Origin of the sequence: Vibrio sp. K4, assembly GCF_051122595.1 — a bacterium.
GTDB classification, from domain to species: Bacteria; Pseudomonadota; Gammaproteobacteria; order Enterobacterales; family Vibrionaceae; genus Vibrio; species Vibrio owensii.
The window spans coordinates 19,301-45,050 of record NZ_CP178581.1 but is presented as its reverse complement, the minus strand read 5'-3'; the positions used below and the strand labels follow the sequence as shown (position 1 = coordinate 45,050).

The window sequence follows — 25,750 nt, the reverse complement described above, 5'->3', positions numbered from 1 at the left end:
AGTCAGCGTCTTAAGGTTAAGTCTTGCAATTGAATGTCAGGCGGATTGACGGGCACATGTTGACCGTGTGGCTCTGGCGGTTTGGGTGGTGTGGATGAGCACGCGCTCACAAGGCTCGCCAGTAGCAGCAAAAGTAATGGTTTCATGAAGAAGATCTTATCTTGTAGGTAAGCTGGAGTTTAAAGTTCGATATGACCTGTGCAATTTACGGTGTTGATATGCAAACCACGGGACGATGAATGATGTTGTGCTCAAAAGGAAATCGTTGGCATTGCGATGTTTCTTGTGGTGTTTTCTCAAACAAGAACGTTTCACTGTCTCCTTGCTCGGTAAAGGTCACGGAAAGACTGACTAACTCAGGTTCAACCTTATTGAGCGTAATTGACCAACCGTTAGGCATTTCTTGGATGTTGCCATCGGGAAGGCGTTGCTTGGTCAACAAATGCCATTCGTATTGTTGACCTTGGTTGCTCTGGTCAAAGGTTGAATACGCTGGAATACGCTCACCATGAATTTGGACGCTCACTTTAATGGCGGTGTCAGAGAGGTTGGGAGCGGTGTCTTGAGGCATGGCTTTTGTACTTATCGAAACCAAGCTTGTCAGCAAAACGAAATAGGCAGTACGGGACATCATGTTAATATTCTCTGGTAAAAAAAATGCCCACAGGATGTGGGCAAATGAGGGTAAAACTAAAGGTTTATGAGGAGAAAGTACGCCGAGTTAGAACGGAGGCTCATCGTCATCAAAATCCATTGGCGGTTCGTTGTATTGCTGCTGACCACCTTGCTGCGAATTATCGCTTCGATTGCCACCTAACATTTGCATCACCGCGCTATAGCCTTGCACCACCACTTCGGTAGTGAAGCGGTCTTGACCGCTTTGGTCTTGCCATTTGCGCGTTTGCAGTTGCCCTTCAATGTAGACTTGAGAGCCTTTGCGTAGGTAATTCTCTGCAACTTTTGCCAGTGCGCCAAAGATAACCACACGATGCCATTCGGTTTTTTCTCGTTGTTCACCGGTGCCTTTGTCGCGCCACGTTTCTGAGGTGGCAATGGTTAAGGTGGCGACTGCATTACCATTTGGCATGTAACGTATTTCGGGGTCGCTGCCGAGATTACCCACCAAAATAACTTTGTTTACTCCACGGGCTGCCATGAGCGTTACCCTCCTTTGATGTTCGGTTTGCCGATGTTCTGGACTTTACTGGTGACGTCTTTGACGCCTTGCTTGATTTGTCCGGGTGCATTTTTCGCGGTTTTTGCCGCAGAGCTTGCCGCTTTCGCGCCTTGCACCGCATTACCAATCAAGCCACTGATACCCACGCCGCCACTTAAGGTGCTTGAAAGTACCGGAATTTGTGTCGCCAGCACGCAAAGCGCAAAGAATATCACAGCGGTAAAAATGACGTTCACAAAGGTGATGTTGCCAGCGAACACCGTCTCTTTCAGTAGTGAGGTAATGAGTGAAAAAGAGAGCGGAAACAAAATCGAAAGCAGCACGTAGTTAAAACATTGCCCTGTCCACGCTTGGAAAAAAGAGCGCGTCGAGGGGAAGAACGCCATCATGATGAACAATGGCCCGATGATGAGTAGAAAACTCACCATGATTTTCGCCATGAGCAGATAAGCGGTGGCGATGCCAATAAATGGAATAAAGCCGAGGACGCTGATGATGATCATGGCAATGATGCCAAGACTTTGTCCGATGACCTGAGCGTCAAACTCCCATTCAATCCGCGATGCCATTAAGCCAATGTCATTCCAGACTCGGTCAAACAACACTTGCAGCGCTGAACCTGCGCCACTGCCGCTGCCGAGCAGCAGCTGCGTCACTTGGTCACCACTGCCTAAAATGAATGGCACCACATGACTCATGTACCAAGCGGTATTGAGCGCCACGCCTGTCACCATGGTTAATGAACCAATGGTTTTGAGCGATTCCATGAATACCATGTTCTGACGGTCAAATAACATTTCCCACGCCATATAAACAATGTAGAGCATGACGCACGCCCCAAGCAGAGGCGTGAACGCCGTCGTAAAGCGCCCTACCATTTCTGCAATGTTACTTTCCACGATTTGATTGAGAAAATCGAACAGAGAATCAAACATGGTCTACAACCTTGGAATGCCTTCGCCCATCAATGTGTCGTAGGTCGCGCGCATGGAGGCTTTGGCTTCGTTAATGCGCTGCTCTTCCATCACGGTCTGGAGCGTTTGCTGCATTTGCGCATCGTTTTGGATTTGGGTTTGCTCAAAGGCAATCGCATTGGCTAAATCGGCTTTGGTGGCAGGCGTGGTGGCCGATTGGTACTGCGTCATCAAGCTTGCCATGTTTTCATTTCGCTTCACGCTGTTCTCGTAGAAGATGGTTTTCATCTTGTATTCTTTGAGCTGACGGTCGTAGCTGCGTTGCACCATAGGGTCATCCGAGTACATGTCGAACTCTTGGCGCAAGTCGGCAATGTCCTCAATGTTGTTGTAGATGGTGCGCCAGTCTTTGAGTGAATACACCGAGTTGAGCGTTGGGTCGTAAAGCACATCTTCAAAATCCACGTGTCCCTCCACCATGCGCTTGTAGTGCGCGCCTTGGGACTTTAGCTCTGAAAGGCGCTTACGTGCCTCTGTGATGTCTTCGGCAAACTCAGCCGCGCGTGTGGTTGCTTCTGCGGCGAATTGAACCATGGAAGCGACGTCAACCACGGGAATACCCGTGGCAAGGGTGGGTGGAGAAAGGAGAGTCAGTGAGGCACTGACCATCAGCGATTGCGCAGTCAAAAACAGTCTGCGGTTAGTGATTGTAAGTGGCATAGAGCCTCCAGTGATTAGCGAGAGTGAATGCGCTCTTTAATGGCAGCCTCAAAGTGCGGTAGCCATTGATGGAGTTCCTCCCCATGCTGCGCGCGCAGTTGGTCGCACAAAGCCAAGTATTCATCGGTAGCGGAAATAACCGGAAAGAACGCATCAAAGCCAGCAAGATTTAACTTGGCAAAGCAACTGCTGTTGGATTGCTTAATCAAGAACGTGCGAGAGAGCTTATCGAGCTGCGTGATTTCGTTGAACTCCGCTAACGTGACATTGCAACGCTGATAGGCGCCTTCGTATTCAGCATCAGGGTTAGGCAAGTACACCTTCGTAGCTGTTTGCTGAATGATGGCGGCGAAGATGTCACAGTTAACCGCGTCTTCGGGCGATTGAGAGCTTAAAATCATGAACTCGTTTTTCAATCGTCCAGCTTTAAGGACGTCTTCCATCATGGCTTGTGTCAGAGGGAAATTCGCAGGTGCCCAAAATTCCTCAACGGTAGTGAGCAACAATCGCCCTTCGGTTTGCATCAAAGATTTGAGGAAAAACAGCACACCAAAAATCGGTTCGGTAAAGGGCAAAACCATATTGCCCCCTAGTGGGTCTTTTTTGATGAGCTGAGTAATGTCAAAACCAATTCTGTCCATGTTGTTTGGGTCAAAACGGTTTTGCGCGGCATCCAAACACCATGCGTACTGTCCATTCTCACTGCGACACCATTTGCTCAGGCGGCTGCGCAGCGCAGGAAGTTGAACCGATAACAACAATGGACTTAACCCTCGTTCATGACTTGGGTAGAGATTGAGCATGGTATCAATGCCTTGTTTTAGCTCTTTTTCTTCCTCGTCCGACACCTTGCCGTCTTTGTCTGCGGCAAGGCGACAAGTAAGACGTAAGAGAAACGCTCGAAGCTGCGGTGTATCGGGAAGCTGGTAGGGATTGAGTCCGGTTTCGACACCCTCTCTAACCGTGAAGTATTGCCCGCCCATGACGCGCATCATCAGTTCCGTGGAGCGGTTATAGTCGATGGTGAACATCTGAGGATTAAATCGAGAGAGGAAAGCAGTGATGGTGCATTCCAGCGTGGTTTTACCTGAGGTGGATGCGCCCATAATCAGCGTATGTCCAGCGACTATCTTCCCTTGTGCGTTTAATCCTGGTTCAGTGGCATGACAGTTAAAGTAATACAGAGTGTCAGAGCGCGTTTTCAACGGAATGACGGCAGAGCCGTCACCGAGTGGATTACCCGAGGCTTTGCCTTGCGAGTAGTTGTGCAGTGACCATGTACACGCTAAGTTAGTGGTGCTTCGTGGTGTGGGTGTCATGCGGTCTTTTGACGCTGGCATCATGCTTAAAAAACTAAATGGCGCAGCAAGGTTTGAGCGCGTGAACACGGTATGGCGACCAAGAAATTCACCGTACAAGTCTGAGCCTTCTTTTAACGCTCGCTCTGGCGTATCGGCAAACACGGCCAATGTGCAATGATAATCCCCGAACCCCACATCGCCGACGGTGACAGTATCGAGACCTAGCTCCAACTCGGTCAACTCTTCATTGGAATGTTGACCAGAGGCAATGAGGTTCTTTTGGCTTTTGAGCCGCTTTTGCGCCGCAAAGGGCTTCATGAATATCATTGACTGAGTCAGCACAAATTCACTCGGTTGATTTAAGATAAAGTCCCACATTCCGATGTGTGTGCTGTTGGGGTAGCCTTCCAGTTCATAAAAGGCGGCAAAACTGGCGTCTTGCGATTGTGCGCCACGAATTTCTAGCAAATCGTAACCAAAGTGCCAGTCGGCATTGCATACCGCTTCAATGACCTTTTGTTGGGTCAGTGGGACTTTCTGGTGCTCATGGTTGAGTAAGTAGCTCAAATACTCGGCGTGACGCAATCTCACCATACCATCGTTGTCTTGCTCGACGCCGAGGACTGAAACACCAAATGACGCCAATGTGGATTGCAGGGTTTTCAATAGGTCGTAAAGCTCAGTTTCACCCTCGGCCACTTGTCCGTTGTACTTAAGTACCACCGTCAAGTAGTAATCGGTGGTGAAAAAGTGTTGACCGGAGAATGTGTCTAAATACTTATCGGCAAAGCGCGCAATAAAGTTGTTTTCAAATTGATATTGACCTTGCAGCGTGTCTTTGCGCTTAACCACTTGAGACCAGACGGCGAGGTCGGAGCCGTAGCGTTTGGCGAGCTGATTAAACAGTGCCTTAATGCGATTAAAGGCGCTCTCTAAGGTTTTGCTCGACTCACTTTCAAAAGGTATGCCCTTGAGGTGTATCACCGCCATTAAACGAGAATCATCAAGGGCAATCATGTGGGGATTAATTGGATAGCTGTATTTAGGCAATTTAGGATGAATGGGGATGGTGTTTAATCCATTCTCGGACACGGGTGTCTCTCCTTTTTTGTGCATTAGGTAGGGTCGAGAAGGATACGACCGATGAACGGCATTGCAGACGAAGGATGAGACCTCTTAGACTCCACCACAACGTGTGCAGCGCGCGCGAGTTATCTCGACACTTCACTCGGATGAAGACGATGAGTGCCAGACTGCTGATGGGCATCATTAAACCGACTAAGCCGTATTGCGTGATGCCAATAAAGCCACTTGCGAGCGTGACCATCGCCAAAATCAACAAGGGGATGATAGGCACGCCAAATAAAAGCGCGACACGACTGAATGCGTTGTAGCTAGCGTAATCGGTGCGCTCATTGCTCTCATCCATAATCAATATCCTGCTTAGCTACCCCAAAGTGACCACGCCCAGTCGGCGCAAAGAATGCTGCCTCCGGCAAGAGCGACTTTAGCCACCGAAGCCATGACTTCGTTCCACTGTTGCTTGTCGTTCATGGCAAGGAAGCAGTTCCATCCAATGTAGCCTAGAGATACGGCACCAAGAAAGCGATAGAACCAAGTGCGAATTTCATTGACGGCATCGGTGCCAACATCTAAACCGCCAGCGGCCATGGCGGTGGGCGCGACCATCAGAAGCGCGGCAAAGAAGAGTGTTTTTTTATTCATAAGAAATCTCAAAAGCTAACGAAGAGAAGCGCTGGAGATGAGGTGTACATCCTTGATGGGGTGCAAACCGATGGCAGCCAGCTCACGTCCGATTTCAATGCGGCGGCGTGCAGCGGCTTGTCGTTTTGCGATTTCAGCGTCTTTTTTCTTGTGTTGGGTTGGAAGGTAAACATGTGCCATGGTTTTTCCTTTTCACAGGAGCATGTACTTGACTTATGCGCTCTTAAAAAAAAGGGCATAGAAAAATACAGGCAGCAAAAAAACTAAGAATGAGCGCGTGCGTCGTCCTCACCTTGCTTAGAGTTACGAGGTGGTCTAGGCGGTGATTCTCGAAGCGGGTCATGTTTGCGCTCAATGAGGTTAGCCATGTGGATGGCTTTTTCGACTTTGCTTTTGGGGCGTAGGTGTCGATAGGAGCGTCGTTTAAGCGTCATAGTGTTGATGACTAGAAGTAGAGGGTTAAAAGGAACGGAAATAGGCTCTTACACTTTCATTGACTCAGAGCAGGGTCAATCCCACACAGTCGAAAGACCGTGATTTGCCACCGCTTGCTAGGCGGTTGGGTGTGGTTGAGAAAATATTATGGGCTTCTCTCGTCGATAACTCCTATGCAGGGGCGACACGCTTACCAGCGTTTCGTTGCGGCGAGTTATCAGCCATGGCACAAATTCACGGAGGTTGATGAACTGCGCTAAGTAAAGAAAAGCGAGTCAGTGCAGAGCCTTCAAAGAGCATTTTCACTAAGCACTTACTGTGTAAACGATCAGTGAAAGTGGATGATAGGTATTTTTAAAAGACAAGTAAAGAAAAAAAAACAGCAAAACTAAATATAACTCGCCGTTATTGTTGGTGGTTAAATTCATTGAACGATATATGATTAGTACATGACAAGTATTGCTGAACGAATAAAGAAAAAACGCAAACTCTTGGGGTACACGCAAGCTGAGTTAGCTACTTTGGTCGGTGTAAAGCCTCAGGCAGTTTCTGGATGGGAAAGAGCTGTTAATCTTCCTAAAGGGGAACAATTACACGCATTGTCAGAAACATTAGGAGTTACTAATAAATGGTTACTTTATGGAGAAGAACTTGATTTTAGTGATAAAAATGATCTGATTACGATGGTTCCCTATTATGAACATATTCTAGCGGCCGCTGGGCATGGATTTGAAAATCAAGACTCGGAAGTAAAGAGTTTCTATCCTCTACCAAAAGAAGCGCTAACAAGAGAATCGAATAAAGGCTCGGTTTTTTGTATAAAAGCTTACGGGGATAGCATGAGTCCTGTTCTACGTGATGGGGCTGTATTAGCTGTCAACCGAGCTAAAAAAGAGATAGTTGATGGACGGATTTATGTTTTTAGAATGCGAGAGCATTTAAGAGTTAAGTTGATAAAAAGTAATCATAAAGGTCTTATTATGGAAAGTTATAATAAAGATTACGTAGATGAACTAATTTCATGGAGTGAATTAGAAGATAACAATATTGATGTTGTGGGAGAAGTCATTTGGTATTCATCAAAAATCAACTGTTAACAACAAAAAACAACTAGATAAACTTTAATATAAGATGTGAATTGTGTACAATGAAAACATGTTCTGAAGCGAAAGTGCATTACATAGCACGCTACTAACTACATAGTTTTCTATGTAGTGTATTTTTTGGAACTAGGATGTGTCAGACCGTCAATCTGATCAAATAGCATTCGCAAAAAAGCCGTCTTCTCTGCTAGTAGACGGTTTTTTTGTGCCTAAAATTCAAGCAGTTGATCTTTTTGATCTTTTTCTATAAAGTAAAAAGATATTGGTTTGGCGTGACACCTGAACCTCTTCAAAATCTAGCAGAGCTTAAACATGACCTTATCTAATTTTTTCAGACAACAGAATCAGCGCCCTCCCCTACCCCACCGTTTGAGTGTGGAAAAATTGGGAAGAATAGACGCTGAGGCCTTGTCTGATGCGTACCTCTAGAAAATATTGTCTTTCAGACAACCCTCAAAAAGTTCAGAAAGCGGCGACAGAAGCTGCGTATCGTGCTCGTCGTAAGGCGCGTAAACACGAATTGGTTGAGCTACACAAAGCGGTTGTGGCCGCAGAAAATGCCAAAAAACCTAAAACCTCCTTTCAGATCGCATTTAGATCTCGTCGTTTACGCCGTGATGGTATCGTCGAAACCTTACCGCAAGAATTTGCGCGCATCTTAAAAGCGTGTGAAGAGTTGATCACAAACAAAAAACGCTTTCCTGCTCTGTATGCTTGGGGCGGGGATGGTGTGAACAACATCCAGTGCCGTACGAATATTGCGCGAGTTCTGGCGTGTATCTTGGTTAACACAGATCTGATTGGTGGCCGCATAGGTGAACCAACCGAAGCGGGCATTAAGACAATCAGTTGGGATCAAGTTCAAGAAGATTACGCTTTGCGCTTTGGTGAGTACATTGCACCAAAGTCGTTTGCGAAAGCATTAAAGTATTTACGTCGAGCTGGCTATCTACACTGTGAACGTATTAACGTGAACGTCGATGAAGAAGAAGGCGCGGTTCGCAGTGCTCCAGCTTACAAGCAGCTTACTGAGCGTTTTTTCTCTGATCTTAAAGTAGTGCGTTACCCTAATATCGTTGAGCTTATCTTGGCGACTCGCAAGCGTCAGGAAAGCAAAGGGCTGCGTTTCAAGTGGTTGTCGTTCCGAGACATCGCTAAGAAAGTCCAAGAGATCTACAACGGTAAGAAGCTTGATGGCTATGCTGATGCTACCGCTTCCATTTTTCAAGCGTTCAGCCCTACCCCTGCCTTTTCTCCTCATTAGATGTTGAGTGTATCCGCGCAAGCGGAGGACTTCGCACGTCTATAGAACATGGAAATTGATCTACATCACATAATCCCCTCTCTTGTAGTTACTCTTATGCCTTATTAATCACCTTACTCTCCCCGTTTTTTCGTGTCATATGCGGGTTTTCGTTTATCCACTAGAAAGGTAGTGCAAGAAAATAGAACAAAGGTTTACCCTAAGAACCCCCCTGATTAACATGCCGTGCTTATGAAGACTTCGTACTTAAACTTTGTATCTAGATAAATATAAAGATGAATATTTAAAAAAAGATCATCGCTTCGCTCATTAGTACCTCCCATCAAAAGCCATCACGTTCAGTGCACATTGAAACTACGAGAAAGGCTTTTGACGGGCATATTCGAGCACAACGTAAATTTTAATGAGCAATCAGGGTTCGAACTGGAGGGAATATAAGGAGTAAGCCTAAGCGAGCGAACATATTACGTTCAGTTTAAAGCAGACAGAGCGAAGCGACATCAGTTCATTCCCCACATCAACTTGATCGATTAATCATCTACGTTGAACATTTCTTTTGTCATTCGACAGGAAACTTTCGAGCATATACGCAACCTTCCGAGTAGTCTTACTCGCTACGCTCGCGCATTCTAGCAGGGCGAAGGGCAATTTTTGTACCGGACACTTCAGTAAACACAAATAACTTCTGAGAACTAGGATGGGACGCTTCTTACTCACTGCGTGAGCGCGTTCAGGTATTCGTCGCATCGCTCCTCATGAAATAAATGGTTACAGTGTCACTAAGTGTGAGTGAAAAAATGGCGAAATGTCATTAACACTTCGCCATTATATTGAATAAAACTAAACGTTAGTTGATAAGCTTTGCGATCTCATCTTCGGTAAGTTCTGTCGTTTGGACGACTAAAGCAATATCAATACCCGCAGAAAGCATTCTCTTTGCTATTGCTAGTTGGGTTTCGTGCCGACCAAATTCTTCACCTTCTTGTCTGCCTTGCTGTAAACCTTGTTCGCGGCCACGTGCTTCTCCACGCGCTTCCAATTGTTCTGCTACTGTCATGAATCGTTCCTCATGCTCCGGTACTTGCTTCGCTAATGTTCGCATTAAATCTTCTAGATTTGATGTTTCCCCTACCCTTAGCAAATACTCTACTAAACTATCTAATTGTTTGCTGGTTATTAAACGTTCTAATAACAGTGTAACCAGTGTGTCGGTAAAATCCAACAAGTCTCTTTGTCGCACATGCTTCTGTACCAGCTCTAACAAAGCTACTCGTTTATGCCGAATGATTTCATCATCCGGTATCACTGTAACGTCCACCAAAGGAAAAGGCTGACCATAGAGTGATTGAGCTATCTCTGGATTTTCAAACTCATCCAACCAATTAGTGCTGTATGGATAAGGACTGGTTTTGCCATGATAAAACAACAATGGTACGACTAAAGGCAATGTGTCATTACCAGCATCAAGGTGTTGTTTCATCGCTGCGATTGCATATCGCATCAACCTAAACCCCATGTGCTTATCTGGACTGCTTTGGTGTTCCACCAAAGCATATACATAGCCTACCCCACTCGCGGTTTCCATTGAATACAACACATCGGAATAATACGGTACTAACTCCTCTTCCAAAAATGAACCGGATTGGAGTTGGAGCGTATCGAGGTTGCAGATTTGTTTAATGTGTCCTGGTAAGTGAGCATCGAGAAAGGGGTTTTGCGCCCATTTCAGCGAAAAGTCCAAAGTTGGCTCTCAGGCCTTTAGTTACAAGGGATTCCGAAGAGTAGTAGCGAATAAAAAGACTCCCGAAGGAGCCTTTTTAAATTCAAACATTGTGACTAAATCATCGACCTTTCACGTACATAAGATGTATTCCTGTTGGAGTGATTCTTGTTAAATCTCGGCTGTACACATACCCATATTTTTCTAACAAATCGATAGAGTGATATGTCCATCCAGCAGCAAATGCTACGCCTGCCAATGCAAAATAAAGAGTTGTTTTGTTTACCACTGGAGTCCATCGTTCACCGATAACTAATCTTGCAGTCTTTCCCGTAACTAAAGCAACTCCAGAAAAAATCGCAATGAACAAAATAGCACCAAAGCCTCCAACAGGAACCCATAACGTAATAACTGAAACTTGTACCATTTCTTCTCGATTCAATAGATCAATATAATCTTGAAAGACTCCAACACTAACCCAAAACCACAATGGAACAAGCAGAAAGCTAAGAACTGCCGCACATCTAACTTTAGTTTTCGACAGCATCTTCTAACACCTCAACTATTGAGTTAGCGATATTATATTCACCCCAAGCCCATTCAATAATTCCATAAGTAACAGCCACGGCAATAGCACCAACAAGTACATAACCGGAAGCAGCAACAACTCCCCACAAAATAGCTTCACCTGCCCCAAATTGAACTAGCGCTTTAAACATGTCAGAGCCAACATTCCCAAACCAATCCACTAGGTGGTAATCATCTTTGAATACTAGGTCACTGGTAGCAATACTTGCCGATACTACAAACGTTAAAACTCCTGCACCTTTAAAGTTTGCAGCCCTAGATTTCGGGCTAAAACCAGTTTGCATTGCTTTAAATGAGTTCAGCGGGTATTTTTTTCCATTCATGTTGACACGAGTGCCATTCACAAACGCATGTTTGAGTGCTTTCCCGTTCAGATCTGTCCCATTGAATGCGACAAAGATTTTTCCTCTACTCTCAACAAGATCCGCCTTAATGTTCATATCCCCGAATTGCTTAGCAATAGACGCAGCGTCAAACATCGGCTCTGTGTGGTTGAACCATGATTTGGCTGTATTAATACTCGCAGCAAGAGCGGCAACATGGGGTCCGCTTGGAAAACGGAAAATATCCTACGTTAAGCTCATATTTTAATGGTTTCCATATGTTTCCCTACAAGGATAACTTTCAACTAATTTATAACTTTTGAGCAAGTTTTTGCCCCGACGCTTTAGCTGTTATTCTCTTCTCTGTCAGTGGAGTGAGAGTAGTACATATGGCAACTAGAGAGAAACATCTACAATACGGCAAATCGCTTGGGCTTTGGCAAGGTGGACGAAAAGTGATTGAACCGGACGTGGACAGGCGCATCGAGCGAGTCAAGGCGGCATTAGCGGAGCGTGATGCAGAAGAGTTGCGCCAAAAGAGAGCGGTGCAACAGGAAAATGCGTATGTCAGTGACAGTTTATTGGCTTCTCAAGAGGCTCAGAAACACTCCCCGCAATACGCTGAAGGCAAAAGTATTGCTGAAATCTACGGGATCCCCGCACATACGGAAGGTTTAGCCTCTCAGCTGGCGTTGAGTGATTCTATTGGTTTGCAATGCTCTCTTGAAGAAGAAATGGCGAAGAACCATCAGCATGTAATGATTGTTGATCTTGAGGATGCTCATAAAATTTTGCATAACGTTTGGCTTGATGCTGGTAAAAACGTTGCTGCTCTTGCTATGAGTATCAATACAGTGAAATCATGGCTCAAACATGCGTTTGTGAATGGTACACGCATCAATATGGATGGGAAAAAATATCCGCTTAACTCGTTTAAGTCGATGCAAGCTGGCTTTAGCCCTCAATCTAGGGCTGCAAACTTTAAAGGAGCCGGAGCCTTAACGTTTGTGGTATCGGCCAGCATAGCCACAACCGATTTAATATTTAAGGATGATTATCACCTAGTGGATTGGTTCGGCAATGTTGGCTCTGACATGTTCAAATTTATGCTCCAGAGCGCAGTTGGTGAAGCCGCCTTATTTGCTGCTGCTTTCTTAGGTCAACCCATAATTATCGGTGCAATTGCTGTAACAGCGACATATGTTCTAATTGAATGGGCTTGGGGCGAATACAAAATTTCTCAAACGATAGTTGAAAGGTTAGAAGGTGCGATATAAAACTAAAATCCGTTTGGCTGGCTTGTTTTTTATTTCATTAATGTTGCTGTGTTGGCTTTATCCTTCTTATGGGGTTTATCTGGATTACCTTGATCTATTGAATCGAGCCGATACTGTGCAAGTCTCCATTATTACTTTGTGGGTTCCTGTTGGTGTTTTTGGGGCTTTAGTGTGTGTGCTTTTTATGACACCTAAAGCGTTGCTATACGGGAAAAAAATCAATGAGCTTTATTCTCAAAGAGCTATGCAGTTAGCTAACAAAATTAGTCTTTATTTTGCATTAGCAGGTGTGGCGTTTGCTGCTGGATGGACATATCACTCTATCGACTTGTTAGAAAAATATGGGTATGTGTACAGTCGGGATTTGACTAAGATAACCCCCACCGGTATTCATTTGATGTACATAAAATCGAGACATTAAACGCTGATAAAGAGCCCTAATCAAAGTTAAATTAGGGCATTGGCTGTACGAACCCTCATAACGGTTTGCCTTGTTGTATTGAATACACGAGCGATAGAACTAATACTTTCTCCGTTCTTTATTCGTAAACAAACTTCCTGTTGTTGCTCTTTGTTAAGTGATGGAGGGCGACCAAACCGCTTACCTTCAGATTTTGCACGAGCTATTCCTGCATGAGTCCTTTCAACAAGTAGATCTTTCTCAAACTCAGCCACAGCGGAAATAACTTGCATCGTCATCTTTCCAGCCGAGCTTGTTAGATCTACGCCCCCTAAAGCCAAGCAATGAATACGGACACCTAATTCTTCTAAATGCTCGACAGTTTTTCGGATGTCCATAGCATTGCGCCCCAATCTATCTAATTTGGTCACAACAAGCACATCGCCTGGTTCTAATCGATCGAGTAATCGAGAAAACTCAGGACGTTCATTTGCCGCAACAGAGCCGCTGATGCTTTCTTCCATGATACGGCGTTTCTCTATATGGAATCCTGCGGCTTGAATTTCTTGCCGTTGGTTTTCTATCGTTTGCTCTAAAGTGGACACTCGACAATAGGCAAAAACACGTGACATAGTTCATTTTCCTGTACGAAAAGGGAGTACTAATTACAAAGGGTGTACGAAATTACTTTGGTATAGTTTAGTACATATTATATGGTAGGGGTACGAAACCGAACAGTTTCGTACATGTATTTTCTATCAAGCTCCAATAAGTTAGGAAGATGTTATGCCGAGACGACAAATATTGAGTATCGAGGAAAAAGAAAACCTGCTAGTGATACCTGATGACGATATTATCTTGACTCGGATCAGCTTCCTTAGCGACCAAGATATCAGTTTGATAAACAAGCATCGTAAATCAGAAAACCGATTTGGCTTTGCTATCATGCTTTGTTACTTGCGTGGGCCTGGGTTTCTTCCTGATACTCAGCACCCTCCCCATGGGGGCATTGCATCTAGAGTTTCGATGAGACTGTCCTTGTCTTCTGACCTTTGGGGGAAATACGCAGAAAGAGAAGAAACTCGCTGGGAACATTTAGCAGAGCTATATCGTTATCTCGGTTTGAATCCCTTTAACAAGCAGAGAAAACAGGATTGTATCAATCATCTTCTACCCCACGCAATGCGAACAGAACGTGCATTTCTTCTTGCTGAAGAGATGCTTGAATGGCTACATAATAACCATATAATTTTTCCCACAATTGAAGTTATTGAACGCACATTAGCTGAAACCACAACTCTTGCCGATAAAGCGGTATTTTCTTCTCTCACTACTTCTTTAACTCAGAAACATCGAGATGCGCTTGATAATCTTCTCGTATCCGAAGGGGGACGACCTTCACGGTTAGCGTGGTTGTTGCAGCCGCCAGGGACAGCAAATGGAAAGAGTGTCTTACGACATATCGATCGACTAACGACCATACAGAATATAGCTTTACCAAAAGGGATAGAAAGAAGCGTTCATCAAAATCGCTTATTAAAATTGGCACGTGAAGGGAAAAAGATGAGTAGCAGAGATCTGGCCAAGTTCTCCGCTAAACGGCGATATGCAACATTAGTCTGTGTACTAGAAGAAGCCCGAGCTACATTAACTGATGAGATCATTGAGCTACATGAACGAATACTAGGGAGTATTTTCAGCAAGGCAAAATATTCACAAGCAGAGCGGCTTCAACAATCCGGCAAACTTATCAGGAATAAACTACGCCAATACATATCAGTAGGTGAAGCACTATTGAATGCGCGACAGTCTGGTCAAGATCCTTACGAGGCTATTGAAGACATTCTTCCTTGGGAAGCGTTCGTTACCAGTATTGAAGAAACTCAAAGCCTAGCGAAAAGAGACAATTATGATCCTCTCCACTTAATCATAGATAAATACAGCACATTAAGAAAATATGCGCCACGAATGTTGTCTACTTTGCATTTCAGTGCAGCTCCTTGTGCAGTGCAACTAAAGAGTGCTTTAGATGTACTCACACACATGTACAGAAAGCAGCTCAGAAAAGTTCCCGCTTCAGCTCCACTGGACTTCATTCCGGAAAACTGGAGAAAACTGGTGATGACACCTTCCGGAGTTGATCGAAAGTATTACGAATTCTGCGTTCTAAATGAACTTAAAGGCGCATTACGTTCAGGTGATATATGGGTAAGTGGTTCAAGACGTTATAAAAATTTTGATGATTATCTAACCCCATATCAAGACTTTGAAAAAGCTCGAGATAATGAACAACTGCCTTTATCGGTATCAACGAATTTCCATGAGTATTATCAGTCCAGAATAGCCTTGCTTTCATCCAGATTAAAGGAAGTCAACACGCTAGCTATGATTGGTGAATTACCAGATGTTGAGGTATCAGATAGAGGGTTAAAAGTCACTCCTCTTGATAACAGTGTCCCTCCAGAGGTATCGTCCTATGCTGATTTAGTTTACGGCATGCTGCCACACCCTAAAATCACTGAGATACTAGATGAAGTAGACCGTTGGACTTCTTTTACTGACCACTTCACTCACCTTAAAAATAGGCATGGAAAGCCAAGGAACAAGAAGTTGTTAATGACGACAATTCTCGCTGATGGCATAAACTTAGGTTTGTCAAAAATGGCGGAATCCTGCCCAGGCACAACTAAAACATCATTGGAAGGCATACAGGCTTGGTATATAAGGGATGAAACGTATTCGTCAGCGTTAGCTGAGCTCGTCAACGCTCAGAAAAAATGTCCGCTGGCTACTTTTTGGGGAGATGGTTCAACGTCGTCTTCTGATGGGCAAAACTTTCGAGTAGGTAACCATGGGCGTTATGCAGGTCAAGTTAATCTTAAATACGGCCAAGAGCCTGGTGTCCAGATTTATACTCATATTTCAGATCAATACAGTCCTTTTTTCACGAAGGTAATCAGTAGAGTCAGAGACTCAACGCATGTGCTTGATGGATTGCTTTATCACGAAAGTGACCTTGAAATAGCCGAGCATTACACCGATACAGCAGGCTTCACAGAGCATGTCTTTGCTTTAATGCATCTACTAGGATTTGCCTTTGCCCCACGAATTAGAGATCTTCATGATAAGCGCTTGTATATAGAAGGAAAGCCGGAGCAATACCCAGGACTTAAATCCATTATCTCTCCAACAAGTTTGAAACCAAAAGATATCGAGCCACATTGGGATGAGGTATTGCGTCTTGCCACATCAATTAGGCAAGGGACAGTCACCGCTTCTCTGATGATGAAAAAACTGGCTAGTTACCCCAAACAGAATGGATTAGCTAAAGCATTAAGAGAAATTGGCAGATTAGAAAGAACGTTGTTCATGCTTGATTGGCTTCGAGATCCGGCTTTGCGCCGCAGAGTACAAGCTGGTTTGAATAAGGGTGAATCACGTAATGCTCTTGCTAGAGCTGTTTTTATGCATCGGCTTGGGGAAATAAGAGATCGAAGACTTGAGAATCAAAGCTATCGAGCAAGTGGACTGACTCTACTTACAGCAGCAATTACATTATGGAATACGGTGTATATAGAAAGAGCTATAGAGGCCCTTAAACGAAAAGGTATCGAAGCGGATGGAGATCTGATTGCTCACCTATCGCCACTTGGTTGGGAACATATTAACCTCAGTGGTGATTACATATGGCGCACCAATACCAAGTTATCACCGAAAAGATTTAGGTCATTAAGGCCTGTGGATTTAAAGTCGTACAAGAAGCCTTAACGTAGGATATTTTCCGTTTTCCAAGCGGACCCCAACATCTTTACCAGAATCGAGCCAAACGTTATGCAATATCTTGTGCGCATCTTCTAAATCCGTGATAAGCACATGCTGCATGTTCTTAGCCATTTCATCTTCCAGAGAACACTCTAAAGCAAGAGAATCACTCAATACTTTTTCAACCGTTTGAGTTTGGCTATATAACAAAGGCTCTGAACCATAAGGGTCGTTAACTGGAGAATAGGATTGAACGGAAGCGATATCTGTACTTCGACCTGACGGCTCATGAACGAGTTCACTAGTGAACTGTTCAAATATACTCTTAGATGCTTCACCCATTGGTTTTAAAGGACGCTCAAGCGGATTAGCTAACCCATCCTCCGTAGGATTTAAACGACTACGGATCGCATCATTCATGTTCTTAAATGCCTTGATGCCTCTTGCTTCAAGCGCAAGCTGTTCCTGCTCTTTCTTTTGATAAAAGGCATTTTGATCCTGTGTGTATGCTCTTTGAGCATCAAAAATAGTGGGATATGTAACTCTTTTGTAAACCAATGAATTCACAATAGGATCATGCCCTAAATGTTGCTGCATAGCGGTTTGGTCATAAAACATATCAACGGCTTGATCGAATGTGACGTGACACTTTTCCCAAAAAGCACTACCGCGCTGTGCGAATGGATAGTTTCGACCTCTCGGTGGAGGATTTTTGCTCATGACTTGCTCACATTGTCGAATAAAGAGTATGAAATCATAGCGATTTTTCTTGGTGCGTCATATTGGTCATATGTTGAATAGGCAACTTCACTATCAAAACGCTCATTTTAGCAGTGACAAAAATCAATATGTCTTATCATCAATTAAACGTTCATGCTCTAACCTCTTTGCCACTCGAATGACCGTTCTGTCCGAGACATTGGTCAGTTTTGCGGTGTCGCGAATACTCAATTTATTGATGACTCGCAACTGATAGATTTTTTCGTGGAGCTCGAGGTTTGGTTGTCTGCCACGATATTTCCCTTCCTCTTTGGCCTTTTTTATCCCCTCAGCCTGACGGCGACGCCGATCTTGGTAATCTTTGCGAGCGATGGCTGCCAACATGTCCATCATCATGCTGTTTATCGCTTTGATCATAGAGCTGGTAAATTCATCGGTGACTTGAGGAGATAGAGCGATATGACTGGTTGGTAAATCTAGGCTGATCACTTTTAATGCTTTCTTGCTCAGCATTTCTTTCAATGTAAACCAACTTTTTTCATCAAGACGTGAAAGGCGGTCAATCTGCTCAATGAGGATCGCATCACCAACAGCAGCATCATCAAGTAATCGTAGAAGTTCAGGTCTTTGCAAAGACGCGCCTGATTCATTCTCAATATACCAGCCCGCTACACGGTAGCCTTTATCTTGAACAAAGCTTTGTAAGGTGCTCTGAGCACGTTTTGCATTTTGATCAGATGTTGATGCTCTTAGGTAGCCAAATATGTACATAATTCACTCGATATGACATTTACATGATGATCTTAATGGTTGTGTCATTTAGGTTATGACATTGCAGGGTTTGATGTCAAATTTAACCCGTGTCTTTTAGGTAGACTCAAATTTCATGCAGGCACAGTTATCCCTATGTCGAGTTGTTCAATATTTATTAACAAAAAATAAAAAGTAATGAGAAAAGTTAAACCAAGTCGAATCCAAATATTAACGGAACAAGAAGTCCATGAACTTTACTCCCGTCCCGCATTTAATCAGAATGAGCGTGAAGAGTTTTTCTCGATAGACCCGAGTATCGAGAAAGCGCTATCAAACATGGGAAAGATTGAAACTAAAATTTATTTGATCCTCCTAATTGGCTATTTTCGAGCCAAGCCAGTTGTGCCGCAATTTAGATTGCGAGACGTGAAACAAGATGTTGATTACATTTACGCCACTCACTTCCCCAACAGAAAACCGAAATATCCCCTCATTGCTAAAAGCACACGAGCGACACTGATCTTGAAGATGCACGAACTACTCGGCTTCAAACGATTAACCAAATCAGCTGAGAAGGCGTTATTAGAAAGGTTGCAAGATGTGGCTACGATATGTACCTATCCTAAATACATTTTTGATGAGAGCTTGGCTTTCTTCGGTCAACAGCGCATTGGCTTGGTTGGATATTCGACATTACAGAACATGATCACCACTGTCTTAGCAAATGAGCGACAGCGAACAGAGTCAATTCTTTCAAATCAAATGTCAGATACAACTCGAGCCCAACTTAAGAAAATACTACACACCAAGGGGCGGCTAAACCAACTATCAATACAAAAAGGCTCGGCTAAAGACTTTACTCCAGCAGAGCTTAATCGTGAAATAGAGGCACACAATACCATAAAGAGTGTTTATCAGGATGTGAAACGCCTCATCAGCGAGCTAAGGTTGTCACAAGGGAACTTGAACTATTACGCTTCTATTATCCGGCATCAATCTATTTACAAAATTCGTCGATTTCCTGAATGGCAGGGGCTGTTGTATATGGTGTGCTATTTATTCTTTCGCTACCAAGAAACGAATGACAAGTTAGTGACAGCCTTTCAGTATGCGACTCGAAAACAAAGAGAAGCCGCCTCAGCGGCAGCGAAGCAGCAAATAGCCGATGAATTAGAAGTGGTTAGGGACAAGCTAACCCATGCAGGCAGCATATTGAAGCTTTTCGTGGATGACTCAGTGAGTGATCAAGTCAATTTTGGTGATGTACGGCAAAATGCCTTCGACATCATGTCTAAAGATGAGCTACAGCTTATCAGTCAGCACCTACATCAAAAAAACTTCGACAAGCGTCAGTATGAATGGGAGTACATCGACACCCAGTACAGAAAAGTAGCGAAGACGATAAGACCTCTTTTTCTTGCTATTGATATTGAATGTGAGCCTGGGCAATCATTGCTTGCCTCTCAGTTGCAGGCGGCAAAATCAGAACTCCAAAAAGAAAAACACATTTGCACAGCAGATCAGAGGCTTATTCTTAAGCAAGATAAGGGGCACATCGTAGAAGCAGGCAGTGCTAATCCGCGGCGATTTGAATATTACTTGTACCAAAAAGTTTCACGAATGCTTGATAGCAATCATATTTTCATCAATGAGAGTGCAAAGAATAAGCGCCTAGAAGATGACTTAATCCCTATTTCTGAGTGGGAGCATAGAGAACATATTATTGTTAATACTGGGCTAGAAAAGTTAACGACTCCTATTGAGAAAACGCTTACCAATTTAACACAGACCTTACGTAAGAAAATGGAGGTGGTCAGCCGCAACATTAATGACGGTGCAAATGATTTTGTTGTCCATCAACCTAGATCAAATCAACTCACTTGGAAGCTTGCCAATAAGCGCTGGAAGGAGGAAGTGGATAATCCCGTCTACAGCCAACTCCAACATAAGGGGATCATTGAAATCATGGACTATGTCCATCAGAAAACGGGGTATCTCGATGCATTTAAGAATATAGCGACCAAAAAACAAGGCAGTAAGGCAAGAGAAGAAGACTTATTGGCGTGTATTTTTGGTAATGGTTCCAATTATGGCTTACACCATATGTCGTCGATATCAGACCGAGCTATTGGGGTATTAAGATCAGTGAATGATGGGTATATCAGACCAGAAACCACCAGTAACGCAAATGATGTGATTTCCAATGCCTTGGCAAAGCTCCCAATATTCAGCTATTACACAATTAATGAATCTGCTCCGTTTGGTAGTATTGATGGTCAAAAACATGCTTGTCGTATAAACACATTTAAAGCGCGATTCTCGGCAAAGTACTTCCGTAAAGGAAAAGGTGTTTCGGCTCTCACACTAGTATCAAACCACGTACCAGTGAACACTAAAGTCATTTCAGCGAACGAGTATGAAGCGCATCATGCTTTTGACTTACTCTATAACAATACCAGTGATATAGACCCAAAAACTCTGGCCACCGACACTCATGGCGTCAATAACGTTAACTTTGCGATCCTTGACCTATTCGGATACCAGTTTGCTCCACGCTATGCCAAGTTTAAAAATGTCTTCCATGATCTGTTTGAGATTGATTACGGAGAAGCGTTCGTTTTGAGGCTGCGTAAGCCATTTAACACCTCCTTAATTAAGCGAGAATGGCATAATATTCAAAGGATTATCTGTTCGCTAAGCCGTAAAACAACGACGCAGAGTACCATCATAACGAAACTATCTAATGGTAAACAGAATCAACGAACATTAGCGGCGCTTAGAGAATATGATCGGCTCATAAAGTGCCTCTACGTTTTGGATTATGTTGATGATTCAGAGCTTAGACACTTTGTTCAACAAGCTCTGAATCGCGGTGAGGCCTATCACCAATTGCGCCGAGCGATTGCTTCAATCAATGGAAATCAGTTTCGTGGTGGGGATGATTATCAGATAGAACAATGGAATGACTGTGCGAGGATCATTGCGAACTGCATCATTTATTATAATTCGGCGTTGTTATCTAGCTTAATTGAAAAATTTGAGAAGGAAGGAAACCAAAAAGTCGTGGAGTTGATAGCCGGTCTTTCTCCCGTTGCTTGGCGTCATATCCAGCTTGCAGGGAATTACACATTTGGTCAAAAAAAGGACAATATAGTTTTAGAAAGATTACTTGAAAACTTAGCGCCACTAGGAGAAGAAGAGATGCTAGAAATGGTCGCGTAAAAACTCTATATGCTCTCAGCCATTGTAAATAAAGGGCTGAGAGCTAACTTTGGACTTTTCGCTGAAATGGGCGCAACTCCCCAGAAAGTCTTTCGCTGTCTCTGGCACCGTTAAAAACGACTTAAACAATCCATCATGTATTGATGTGGGTGTCTTCATTCTGCTTATTTCCGTTTTTCTATACCTCAATACTATACTTTAATTAGCATGATATTGTTGATAATTTAATCGCTTATATATCAACATCTTAATCTCATTAGCGTACACTTTCGTTCCGTTGGTTTTTAATGGGGTTCTACGCCGGAACCGCCGTTTTTTCCTAAATCAGAAAAATCGGTGTCCGATAGACCACCGTTAAACGGACACTCTCAAGTGTGATTCAATCAGGCTTCTATCGTTGATTCTTGTGTCTCATATGACTAGTACGATTTAATTCTCATTAAAGGCACCTTATTCGTACGCAATTACCAGCAATAAAGGACTTAATCACGAGGATTTCCGTTCTTAACGGAAATTTCGGCGGTTCCGGCGTGGAACCCCTTAATTGCCTTTAATGGAAGCATGAAATAATGTTTTCATTAAATATTGCCGTTTTAATGAAAACATGAAATAATGAAAGCATGTTTTCATTAAAATAAAAGAGCTTGAAATGATTATTAGTTTTTTAAGTCAAAAAGGCGGCGTAACTAAAAGTACTCTAGCCAGAGCTGTTGCTGTTGCATTTGCTGAAAATGATTGGTCTGTTCATTTGGCCGATATGGATTGGCAACAACAAACGTGTGGAAAATGGACTGCTAGGCGAGATGATAAAAAATTAGAACCGTCGATTTCATCTTCATCTCATCGTCGAGTCGATACTGCGTTAAAAAACGAAGAGTTATACAACTTATTGATTGTCGATGGTCGTCCTGCGTCAGATCAAGACTCCATTTTGATCGCAAAGGCTTCCTCTTTAGTTGTACTTCCAACAGGTACGTCGTTAGATGATCTTGAACCGCAATTAAATTTAGCTAATGATTTTAAAATGAACGGGATTGGCAATGAAAAAATTCTCTTTGTTGTTAATAAAGCCACTACAGATTCTGAAGCCAGTAATGCAATAGAAACGATTAAGGCGTGGGGCTTTTCCGTTTGTTCTAACGTTATTCCTTTTAAAGCAGGTTATTCATCAGCACAAGATCAAGGCTTGTCCGTAACTGAAACTCGCTTTCCTTCTCTTAATGTCTTGACTAGTAATGTAGTTCAAGAAATAGTTGATTTAATGATTTAATGATTTAATGATTTAATGATTTAATGATTTAATGATTTAATGATTTAATGATTTAATGATTGGTGTTGATATGACTAAAACTAAAGTAAAAATTGCCCCTCCGAGTGCTCCCGCTCAAAGCGTGACAGAAACTCCTGCGAGTAGTAAAGCCTCCAGTTCGGAAGAGACTAAAAATATTCAATTTAAAGTTACGCCAAGCAAGCATATTGAGATTAAATCTTTTGCTGCTGAAAGAGGCTTGACATTAAAAGAGCTATTTCTAAAGCTTTACGAGAATGAAAGAATGAAAGAATGAAAGAATGAAAGAATGAAAGAATGAAAGAATGAAAGAATGAAAGAATGAAAGAAAACCCTCTCAACAGAAGTCGCCAAACTAGTTGTTGAGAGGGGCATTAAAACCCATAGGAGGAAATTTCAATGCAAGTGAATTGTAGCATTAACCACACCCTGAACCAAACTGCGACTGACGACGAACTCAGATTGTTATCGAGTCTCATTGAACGTGACTTCTTTCAGCCAGCTCAACGAGCTGTCGTTGAGTCATTCGTGAGCCGAAGATCTATTGAAAACTATCTCAACGCCCACACATCAAATACTACAGAGTTAAATTGATGAAAGGGCAGCGCATGAATCCACACTACTGGCAAAGTCAGATTGAAGACATTGCAGATCGAGCGAGCAAAGAGAGTGGAACATCGTATGACGAGTACATCCGATTATTCACACTGTACTTTGATCAAGCATTTAAGCGACGGCCAAGTATGGCTGTTCGCATTGCGCGTGATTTTGGCTACTCTCCAAAACTCAGGCGGGGAGGCTAAACATTAAAATTTTTTACAGAGTAACATTCTGCGGGGCAGATTATGCCTATACTGCTAAATGAGTGATTGCTAATGAAATGGCTTGGTGCAAACCAAGCCATTTTTCAAGAAAGAGATTGACCCTTAAATGCTTGTTAGCTGTTTTGCACCTTTCTCGCTGAATCAGTCAGCTCATGCGATAACTTCCACATTGCGTCTGTTGCTGATTCTATATAGCCACTAGAGATATCTAGCTGTTGTCCATTGATTGAAATACCTTCGATATCACCAACGTTTTCTGTATGCTTTGCGACACCGCCGTTGTGAACCCAATCATTGCGGATAAATCTAACTTCATTGTCAAGCTTGTTGAGCGCCATCTCAAACTGTTCTGATGGCTCAGTTAATAAGCCAATCGCTTTGAAGTTTTTAATCAGATGATTTAAGTCACTACCTTCCTTCTTTTTAGGTAGTTCAGGAGAATGTCCCATTTGTTCGGCAATGATGCTATAAAACTTTTTTAGTTCACACTCAAATACAGCCCAGTTAGTGACTAGCATGGACTGTCGTTGATACATGGGCATCAAATCTGTAAACACTGCTTTGAAGTCGTATTCATCTTCGCTTACACCAGCAATATGTGATACATCGGCCTCAACAACTTCACCAGGATCATCTGCACACTGTTGTTGGAACATTTCGGTTGTATATGTTTGTACATGCTCGTCTATGTTTTCTACGAAATTTGCAGTCAGTTCTACTTGCTTCGAGTTAAATGCCTGCACTAAACGCAACTCTTCGGGAGCAAAATAATATGGAATTTTCGTTGTCATATCGTACCTATAAATGAAGACAGCTAACGCTGCGTTAAGTAGTGAGCTACGCCACCACGAAACTTAACCATACCACCTTAAACACAAAACCCAATGATGGAATGAAAAATGCCATGCGTTGAGAGTCCGTCTAAAACGCTTTGTAGCAGTATTCTATCCACGTATATATCCATTCCAAACGCGCTGAAAATCCTTATTAATTGACTCAATTTTTGAAAGATCATCTGCAAGTAATTTGCTGCCTTTGTACTGAATTAGATAGCTTATTGATTCTTTAGCCCAAGCTGCATCCGTATACATGCACATAAAGTTTGTGTCTAAATTTTTCTGTTCACCAGAACTACTGAGACGCTCATTGAAGCTCGCAACATGTCCGTGAATTTGGTTGATAATTTTCCGCTGATCAGGACTTAAAAAAGTACAAATGTCTTTGTAGTAATTATCGTAGATTGGGCGAACGACTGGATGCGGGGATACTGATGATTGATGAGTTTTTAACAAATTGATTAACCCTGACTCACATTTGCTCATTGACTCATTTAAGTGATCAGATATGTCACCTAACTCGTTATAAAAAGCCTTTAGTAACACCCTACGCTTCCAATAGGACTTTAGAAGCTCTGCTCCCTGACCTAAGAACCAACCAAGAAACACCGCTAATAGTGTTATTTCAACTTTTGATAAAGTTTCCAATTTTCCTCCTATACGGGGTTTGATCGTATTTTTGACATTAGAATGCCACCTTTCCCATTGTTGAACAAATAATTATCCATTAACATCAATCGGTTACGGTGTCGTTTTTCCTATTAGACGGTGGCGTGGAGGTTGATTTATTTACTGCCGCAATAGTTGAGCGACTACATCCCAATAGTTCTTGTACTTGCGACCAGCTCTTGCCTTCTGCAAGTAAAAGCTGAATGTTTTCTCTTAGCTTCAAATCAGGCTTTCGCCCTCGGTATTTTCCTAGAGCTTTTGCTTTCTTTATTCCCTGAGCTTGGCGCTTTCGTCTGGTCTCATAGTCGTCTCTGGCCATCGCCGCCGCCAAATCGATCATAAACTCGGTGAGCACTCGTGAAATCATCGATGTTTGTTGATCGCTATGGCTGAGAACTGCGTGTGTCATCGGTTGATCGAGTACAACAATATTAATACCGGCTTCGACTAACTGTTGTTTGAGTTCTTTCCATTGTTCAAAGGGGAGGCGAGATAAACGATCGACTTTCTCTATGAGTAAAACATCGCCTCGATGCGAATCTTCAATCAAACGAGCCAGTTCCGCTCTTTCTAATTTAGTGCCTGATAATTGTTCAGTGTAAAAACTGGCAATGCGAACGTTGTGTTCGTGAGCAAAAGCTTGCAGTTCATTTTTTGCTCGGTCGGCATCTTGGTCGGTAGTTGAGGCGCGTAAATAGGCTCTTATAAACATGGTTGCTTATCACTGGT

General features: G+C 43.1%; 26 protein-coding genes and 1 pseudogene. 10 read left to right on the top strand and 17 right to left on the bottom strand.

Translation table 11 applies throughout. From position 1 onward, the window contains the following. Positions 1 to 2: 2 nt before the first annotated feature. From ACLIIY_RS29415 to ACLIIY_RS29390, 6 genes are all read right to left on the bottom strand, one after another. Positions 3 to 146 (bottom strand): hypothetical protein, encoded by a 144-nt coding sequence (locus ACLIIY_RS29415; RefSeq protein WP_276453061.1) that lies wholly within the window; start codon positions 144 to 146, stop codon positions 3 to 5. Between the two features lie 59 nt (positions 147 to 205). Beyond that, the gene (locus ACLIIY_RS29410) at positions 206 to 634 is read right to left on the bottom strand and encodes a hypothetical protein (RefSeq protein ID WP_025788917.1); all 429 of its coding nucleotides are present in this window, start codon (positions 632 to 634) and stop codon (positions 206 to 208) included. Positions 635 to 721: 87 nt separating this feature from the next. After that, positions 722 to 1,156, bottom strand: a complete 435-nt coding sequence (ssb, locus tag ACLIIY_RS29405; protein ID WP_025788919.1) for a single-stranded DNA-binding protein — start codon at positions 1,154 to 1,156, stop codon at positions 722 to 724. Between the two features lie 5 nt (positions 1,157 to 1,161). Beyond that, positions 1,162 to 2,112, bottom strand: a complete 951-nt coding sequence (locus tag ACLIIY_RS29400) for a type IV secretion system protein (protein WP_025788921.1) — start codon at positions 2,110 to 2,112, stop codon at positions 1,162 to 1,164. Between the two features lie 3 nt (positions 2,113 to 2,115). Further along, complete coding sequence (locus ACLIIY_RS29395) at positions 2,116 to 2,811, bottom strand: type IV secretion system protein (RefSeq protein ID WP_025788922.1); 696 nt, start codon at positions 2,809 to 2,811, stop codon at positions 2,116 to 2,118. 14 nt (positions 2,812 to 2,825) lie between these two features. Further along, complete coding sequence (locus ACLIIY_RS29390) at positions 2,826 to 5,204, bottom strand: conjugal transfer protein TraE (RefSeq protein ID WP_025788924.1); 2,379 nt, start codon at positions 5,202 to 5,204, stop codon at positions 2,826 to 2,828. A 149-nt stretch (positions 5,205 to 5,353) separates the two neighbouring features. Between ACLIIY_RS29390 and ACLIIY_RS29385 the strand changes: the two genes are divergently transcribed. After that, positions 5,354 to 5,506: a hypothetical protein gene (locus ACLIIY_RS29385; RefSeq protein ID WP_420780413.1), complete on the top strand. Its 153-nt coding sequence runs from the start codon at positions 5,354 to 5,356 to the stop codon at positions 5,504 to 5,506. A 49-nt stretch (positions 5,507 to 5,555) separates the two neighbouring features. Here the strand turns inward: ACLIIY_RS29385 and ACLIIY_RS29380 are convergent, their stop codons facing one another. Next, entirely contained in the window at positions 5,556 to 5,837 is a 282-nt protein-coding gene (locus ACLIIY_RS29380; protein ID WP_025788925.1) for a hypothetical protein, read from the bottom strand. A gap of 15 nt (positions 5,838 to 5,852) precedes the next feature. Further along, the gene (locus tag ACLIIY_RS29375; protein ID WP_276453056.1) at positions 5,853 to 6,017 is read right to left on the bottom strand and encodes a hypothetical protein; all 165 of its coding nucleotides are present in this window, start codon (positions 6,015 to 6,017) and stop codon (positions 5,853 to 5,855) included. A 704-nt stretch (positions 6,018 to 6,721) separates the two neighbouring features. Between ACLIIY_RS29375 and ACLIIY_RS29370 the strand changes: the two genes are divergently transcribed. Next, a complete protein-coding gene (locus ACLIIY_RS29370) occupies positions 6,722 to 7,369 on the top strand; it encodes a S24 family peptidase (protein ID WP_025788926.1) in 648 nt (215 codons plus the stop codon). Positions 7,370 to 7,790: 421 nt separating this feature from the next. Further along, positions 7,791 to 8,639, top strand: a complete 849-nt coding sequence (locus ACLIIY_RS29365; protein ID WP_025788927.1) for a hypothetical protein — start codon at positions 7,791 to 7,793, stop codon at positions 8,637 to 8,639. Positions 8,640 to 9,486: 847 nt separating this feature from the next. Here the strand turns inward: ACLIIY_RS29365 and ACLIIY_RS29360 are convergent. The 3 genes and pseudogenes from ACLIIY_RS29360 to ACLIIY_RS29350 form a co-directional block, all read right to left on the bottom strand. Beyond that, positions 9,487 to 10,380, bottom strand: coding sequence for an Rpn family recombination-promoting nuclease/putative transposase (locus tag ACLIIY_RS29360; protein WP_434529553.1), 894 nt, complete (start codon positions 10,378 to 10,380; stop codon positions 9,487 to 9,489). Between the two features lie 100 nt (positions 10,381 to 10,480). Continuing rightward, on the bottom strand, positions 10,481 to 10,906 hold the full coding sequence (locus tag ACLIIY_RS29355; RefSeq protein ID WP_025789544.1) for a hypothetical protein: 426 nt from the start codon (positions 10,904 to 10,906) through the stop codon (positions 10,481 to 10,483). Continuing rightward, a pseudogene (locus ACLIIY_RS29350) lies at positions 10,890 to 11,498 on the bottom strand (hypothetical protein); the annotation flags it as partial. The gene ACLIIY_RS29355 and the pseudogene ACLIIY_RS29350, both read right to left, overlap by 17 nt. 254 nt (positions 11,499 to 11,752) lie before the next feature. Between ACLIIY_RS29350 and ACLIIY_RS29345 the strand changes: the two are divergent. Further along, positions 11,753 to 12,547 (top strand): hypothetical protein, encoded by a 795-nt coding sequence (locus ACLIIY_RS29345; RefSeq protein WP_074531652.1) that lies wholly within the window; start codon positions 11,753 to 11,755, stop codon positions 12,545 to 12,547. Next, on the top strand, positions 12,537 to 12,968 hold the full coding sequence (locus ACLIIY_RS29340; protein ID WP_025499510.1) for a hypothetical protein: 432 nt from the start codon (positions 12,537 to 12,539) through the stop codon (positions 12,966 to 12,968). Before ACLIIY_RS29345 ends, ACLIIY_RS29340 begins: the two co-directional genes overlap by 11 nt. A gap of 26 nt (positions 12,969 to 12,994) precedes the next feature. Here the strand turns inward: ACLIIY_RS29340 and ACLIIY_RS29335 are convergent, their stop codons facing one another. Continuing rightward, positions 12,995 to 13,579 (bottom strand): recombinase family protein, encoded by a 585-nt coding sequence (locus tag ACLIIY_RS29335; RefSeq protein WP_024699794.1) that lies wholly within the window; start codon positions 13,577 to 13,579, stop codon positions 12,995 to 12,997. Positions 13,580 to 13,733: 154 nt separating this feature from the next. Between ACLIIY_RS29335 and ACLIIY_RS29330 the strand changes: the two genes are divergently transcribed. Continuing rightward, complete coding sequence (locus ACLIIY_RS29330) at positions 13,734 to 16,715, top strand: Tn3 family transposase (protein WP_024699795.1); 2,982 nt, start codon at positions 13,734 to 13,736, stop codon at positions 16,713 to 16,715. Here ACLIIY_RS29330 and ACLIIY_RS29325 read toward each other — a convergent pair. Together ACLIIY_RS29325 and ACLIIY_RS29320 are read right to left on the bottom strand one after the other, a co-directional pair. Further along, positions 16,692 to 17,429 (bottom strand): hypothetical protein, encoded by a 738-nt coding sequence (locus tag ACLIIY_RS29325; protein WP_434529554.1) that lies wholly within the window; start codon positions 17,427 to 17,429, stop codon positions 16,692 to 16,694. The two genes, ACLIIY_RS29330 and ACLIIY_RS29325, sit on opposite strands and share 24 nt — an antisense overlap. Before the next feature lie 123 nt (positions 17,430 to 17,552). Next, positions 17,553 to 18,200, bottom strand: coding sequence for a recombinase family protein (locus tag ACLIIY_RS29320; RefSeq protein WP_023623169.1), 648 nt, complete (start codon positions 18,198 to 18,200; stop codon positions 17,553 to 17,555). 177 nt (positions 18,201 to 18,377) lie between these two features. On the opposite strand from ACLIIY_RS29320, the gene ACLIIY_RS29315 reads away from it, so the two are divergent. The 4 genes from ACLIIY_RS29315 (at position 18,378) to ACLIIY_RS29300 (ending at position 23,495) form a co-directional block, all read left to right on the top strand. After that, a complete protein-coding gene (locus ACLIIY_RS29315; RefSeq protein ID WP_025789702.1) occupies positions 18,378 to 21,404 on the top strand; it encodes a Tn3 family transposase in 3,027 nt (1,008 codons plus the stop codon). 649 nt (positions 21,405 to 22,053) lie between these two features. Beyond that, positions 22,054 to 22,674: a ParA family protein gene (locus ACLIIY_RS29310; protein ID WP_025788930.1), complete on the top strand. Its 621-nt coding sequence runs from the start codon at positions 22,054 to 22,056 to the stop codon at positions 22,672 to 22,674. 70 nt (positions 22,675 to 22,744) lie between these two features. After that, positions 22,745 to 22,969: a hypothetical protein gene (locus tag ACLIIY_RS29305; protein ID WP_000169013.1), complete on the top strand. Its 225-nt coding sequence runs from the start codon at positions 22,745 to 22,747 to the stop codon at positions 22,967 to 22,969. A 331-nt stretch (positions 22,970 to 23,300) separates the two neighbouring features. Then, entirely contained in the window at positions 23,301 to 23,495 is a 195-nt protein-coding gene (locus tag ACLIIY_RS29300; protein WP_025788829.1) for a hypothetical protein, read from the top strand. Between the two features lie 134 nt (positions 23,496 to 23,629). Here ACLIIY_RS29300 and ACLIIY_RS29295 read toward each other — a convergent pair whose 3' ends face one another. The 3 genes from ACLIIY_RS29295 to ACLIIY_RS29285 all read right to left on the bottom strand — a co-directional run bounded on the left by ACLIIY_RS29295 (position 23,630) and on the right by ACLIIY_RS29285 (position 25,733). Beyond that, complete coding sequence (locus tag ACLIIY_RS29295; RefSeq protein ID WP_025788830.1) at positions 23,630 to 24,307, bottom strand: hypothetical protein; 678 nt, start codon at positions 24,305 to 24,307, stop codon at positions 23,630 to 23,632. 153 nt (positions 24,308 to 24,460) lie between these two features. Continuing rightward, a complete protein-coding gene (locus ACLIIY_RS29290; RefSeq protein ID WP_025788831.1) occupies positions 24,461 to 25,000 on the bottom strand; it encodes a hypothetical protein in 540 nt (179 codons plus the stop codon). A gap of 85 nt (positions 25,001 to 25,085) precedes the next feature. Further along, a complete protein-coding gene (locus ACLIIY_RS29285) occupies positions 25,086 to 25,733 on the bottom strand; it encodes a recombinase family protein (protein ID WP_025788832.1) in 648 nt (215 codons plus the stop codon). Positions 25,734 to 25,750: the final 17 nt, after the last annotated feature.

Bases quoted from the DNA above. Each gene is read 5' to 3' on its own strand.
- ACLIIY_RS29415 (WP_276453061.1), bottom strand. From the start codon at position 146: ATGAAACCATTACTTTTGCTGCTACTGGCGAGCCTTGTGAGCGCGTGC.
- ACLIIY_RS29410 (WP_025788917.1), bottom strand. From the start codon at position 634: ATGATGTCCCGTACTGCCTATTTCGTTTTGCTGACAAGCTTGGTTTCG.
- ssb (WP_025788919.1), bottom strand. From the start codon at position 1,156: ATGGCAGCCCGTGGAGTAAACAAAGTTATTTTGGTGGGTAATCTCGGC.
- ACLIIY_RS29400 (WP_025788921.1), bottom strand. From the start codon at position 2,112: ATGTTTGATTCTCTGTTCGATTTTCTCAATCAAATCGTGGAAAGTAAC.
- ACLIIY_RS29395 (WP_025788922.1), bottom strand. From the start codon at position 2,811: ATGCCACTTACAATCACTAACCGCAGACTGTTTTTGACTGCGCAATCG.
- ACLIIY_RS29385 (WP_420780413.1), top strand. From the start codon at position 5,354: ATGAGTGCCAGACTGCTGATGGGCATCATTAAACCGACTAAGCCGTAT.
- ACLIIY_RS29380 (WP_025788925.1), bottom strand. From the start codon at position 5,837: ATGAATAAAAAAACACTCTTCTTTGCCGCGCTTCTGATGGTCGCGCCC.
- ACLIIY_RS29375 (WP_276453056.1), bottom strand. From the start codon at position 6,017: ATGGCACATGTTTACCTTCCAACCCAACACAAGAAAAAAGACGCTGAA.
- ACLIIY_RS29370 (WP_025788926.1), top strand. From the start codon at position 6,722: ATGACAAGTATTGCTGAACGAATAAAGAAAAAACGCAAACTCTTGGGG.
- ACLIIY_RS29365 (WP_025788927.1), top strand. From the start codon at position 7,791: ATGCGTACCTCTAGAAAATATTGTCTTTCAGACAACCCTCAAAAAGTT.
- ACLIIY_RS29355 (WP_025789544.1), bottom strand. From the start codon at position 10,906: ATGCTGTCGAAAACTAAAGTTAGATGTGCGGCAGTTCTTAGCTTTCTG.
- ACLIIY_RS29335 (WP_024699794.1), bottom strand. From the start codon at position 13,579: ATGTCACGTGTTTTTGCCTATTGTCGAGTGTCCACTTTAGAGCAAACG.
- ACLIIY_RS29330 (WP_024699795.1), top strand. From the start codon at position 13,734: ATGCCGAGACGACAAATATTGAGTATCGAGGAAAAAGAAAACCTGCTA.
- ACLIIY_RS29325 (WP_434529554.1), bottom strand. From the start codon at position 17,429: ATGAGCAAAAATCCTCCACCGAGAGGTCGAAACTATCCATTCGCACAG.
- ACLIIY_RS29320 (WP_023623169.1), bottom strand. From the start codon at position 18,200: ATGTACATATTTGGCTACCTAAGAGCATCAACATCTGATCAAAATGCA.
- ACLIIY_RS29315 (WP_025789702.1), top strand. From the start codon at position 18,378: ATGAGAAAAGTTAAACCAAGTCGAATCCAAATATTAACGGAACAAGAA.
- ACLIIY_RS29310 (WP_025788930.1), top strand. From the start codon at position 22,054: ATGATTATTAGTTTTTTAAGTCAAAAAGGCGGCGTAACTAAAAGTACT.
- ACLIIY_RS29305 (WP_000169013.1), top strand. From the start codon at position 22,745: ATGACTAAAACTAAAGTAAAAATTGCCCCTCCGAGTGCTCCCGCTCAA.
- ACLIIY_RS29300 (WP_025788829.1), top strand. From the start codon at position 23,301: ATGAATCCACACTACTGGCAAAGTCAGATTGAAGACATTGCAGATCGA.
- ACLIIY_RS29295 (WP_025788830.1), bottom strand. From the start codon at position 24,307: ATGACAACGAAAATTCCATATTATTTTGCTCCCGAAGAGTTGCGTTTA.
- ACLIIY_RS29285 (WP_025788832.1), bottom strand. From the start codon at position 25,733: ATGTTTATAAGAGCCTATTTACGCGCCTCAACTACCGACCAAGATGCC.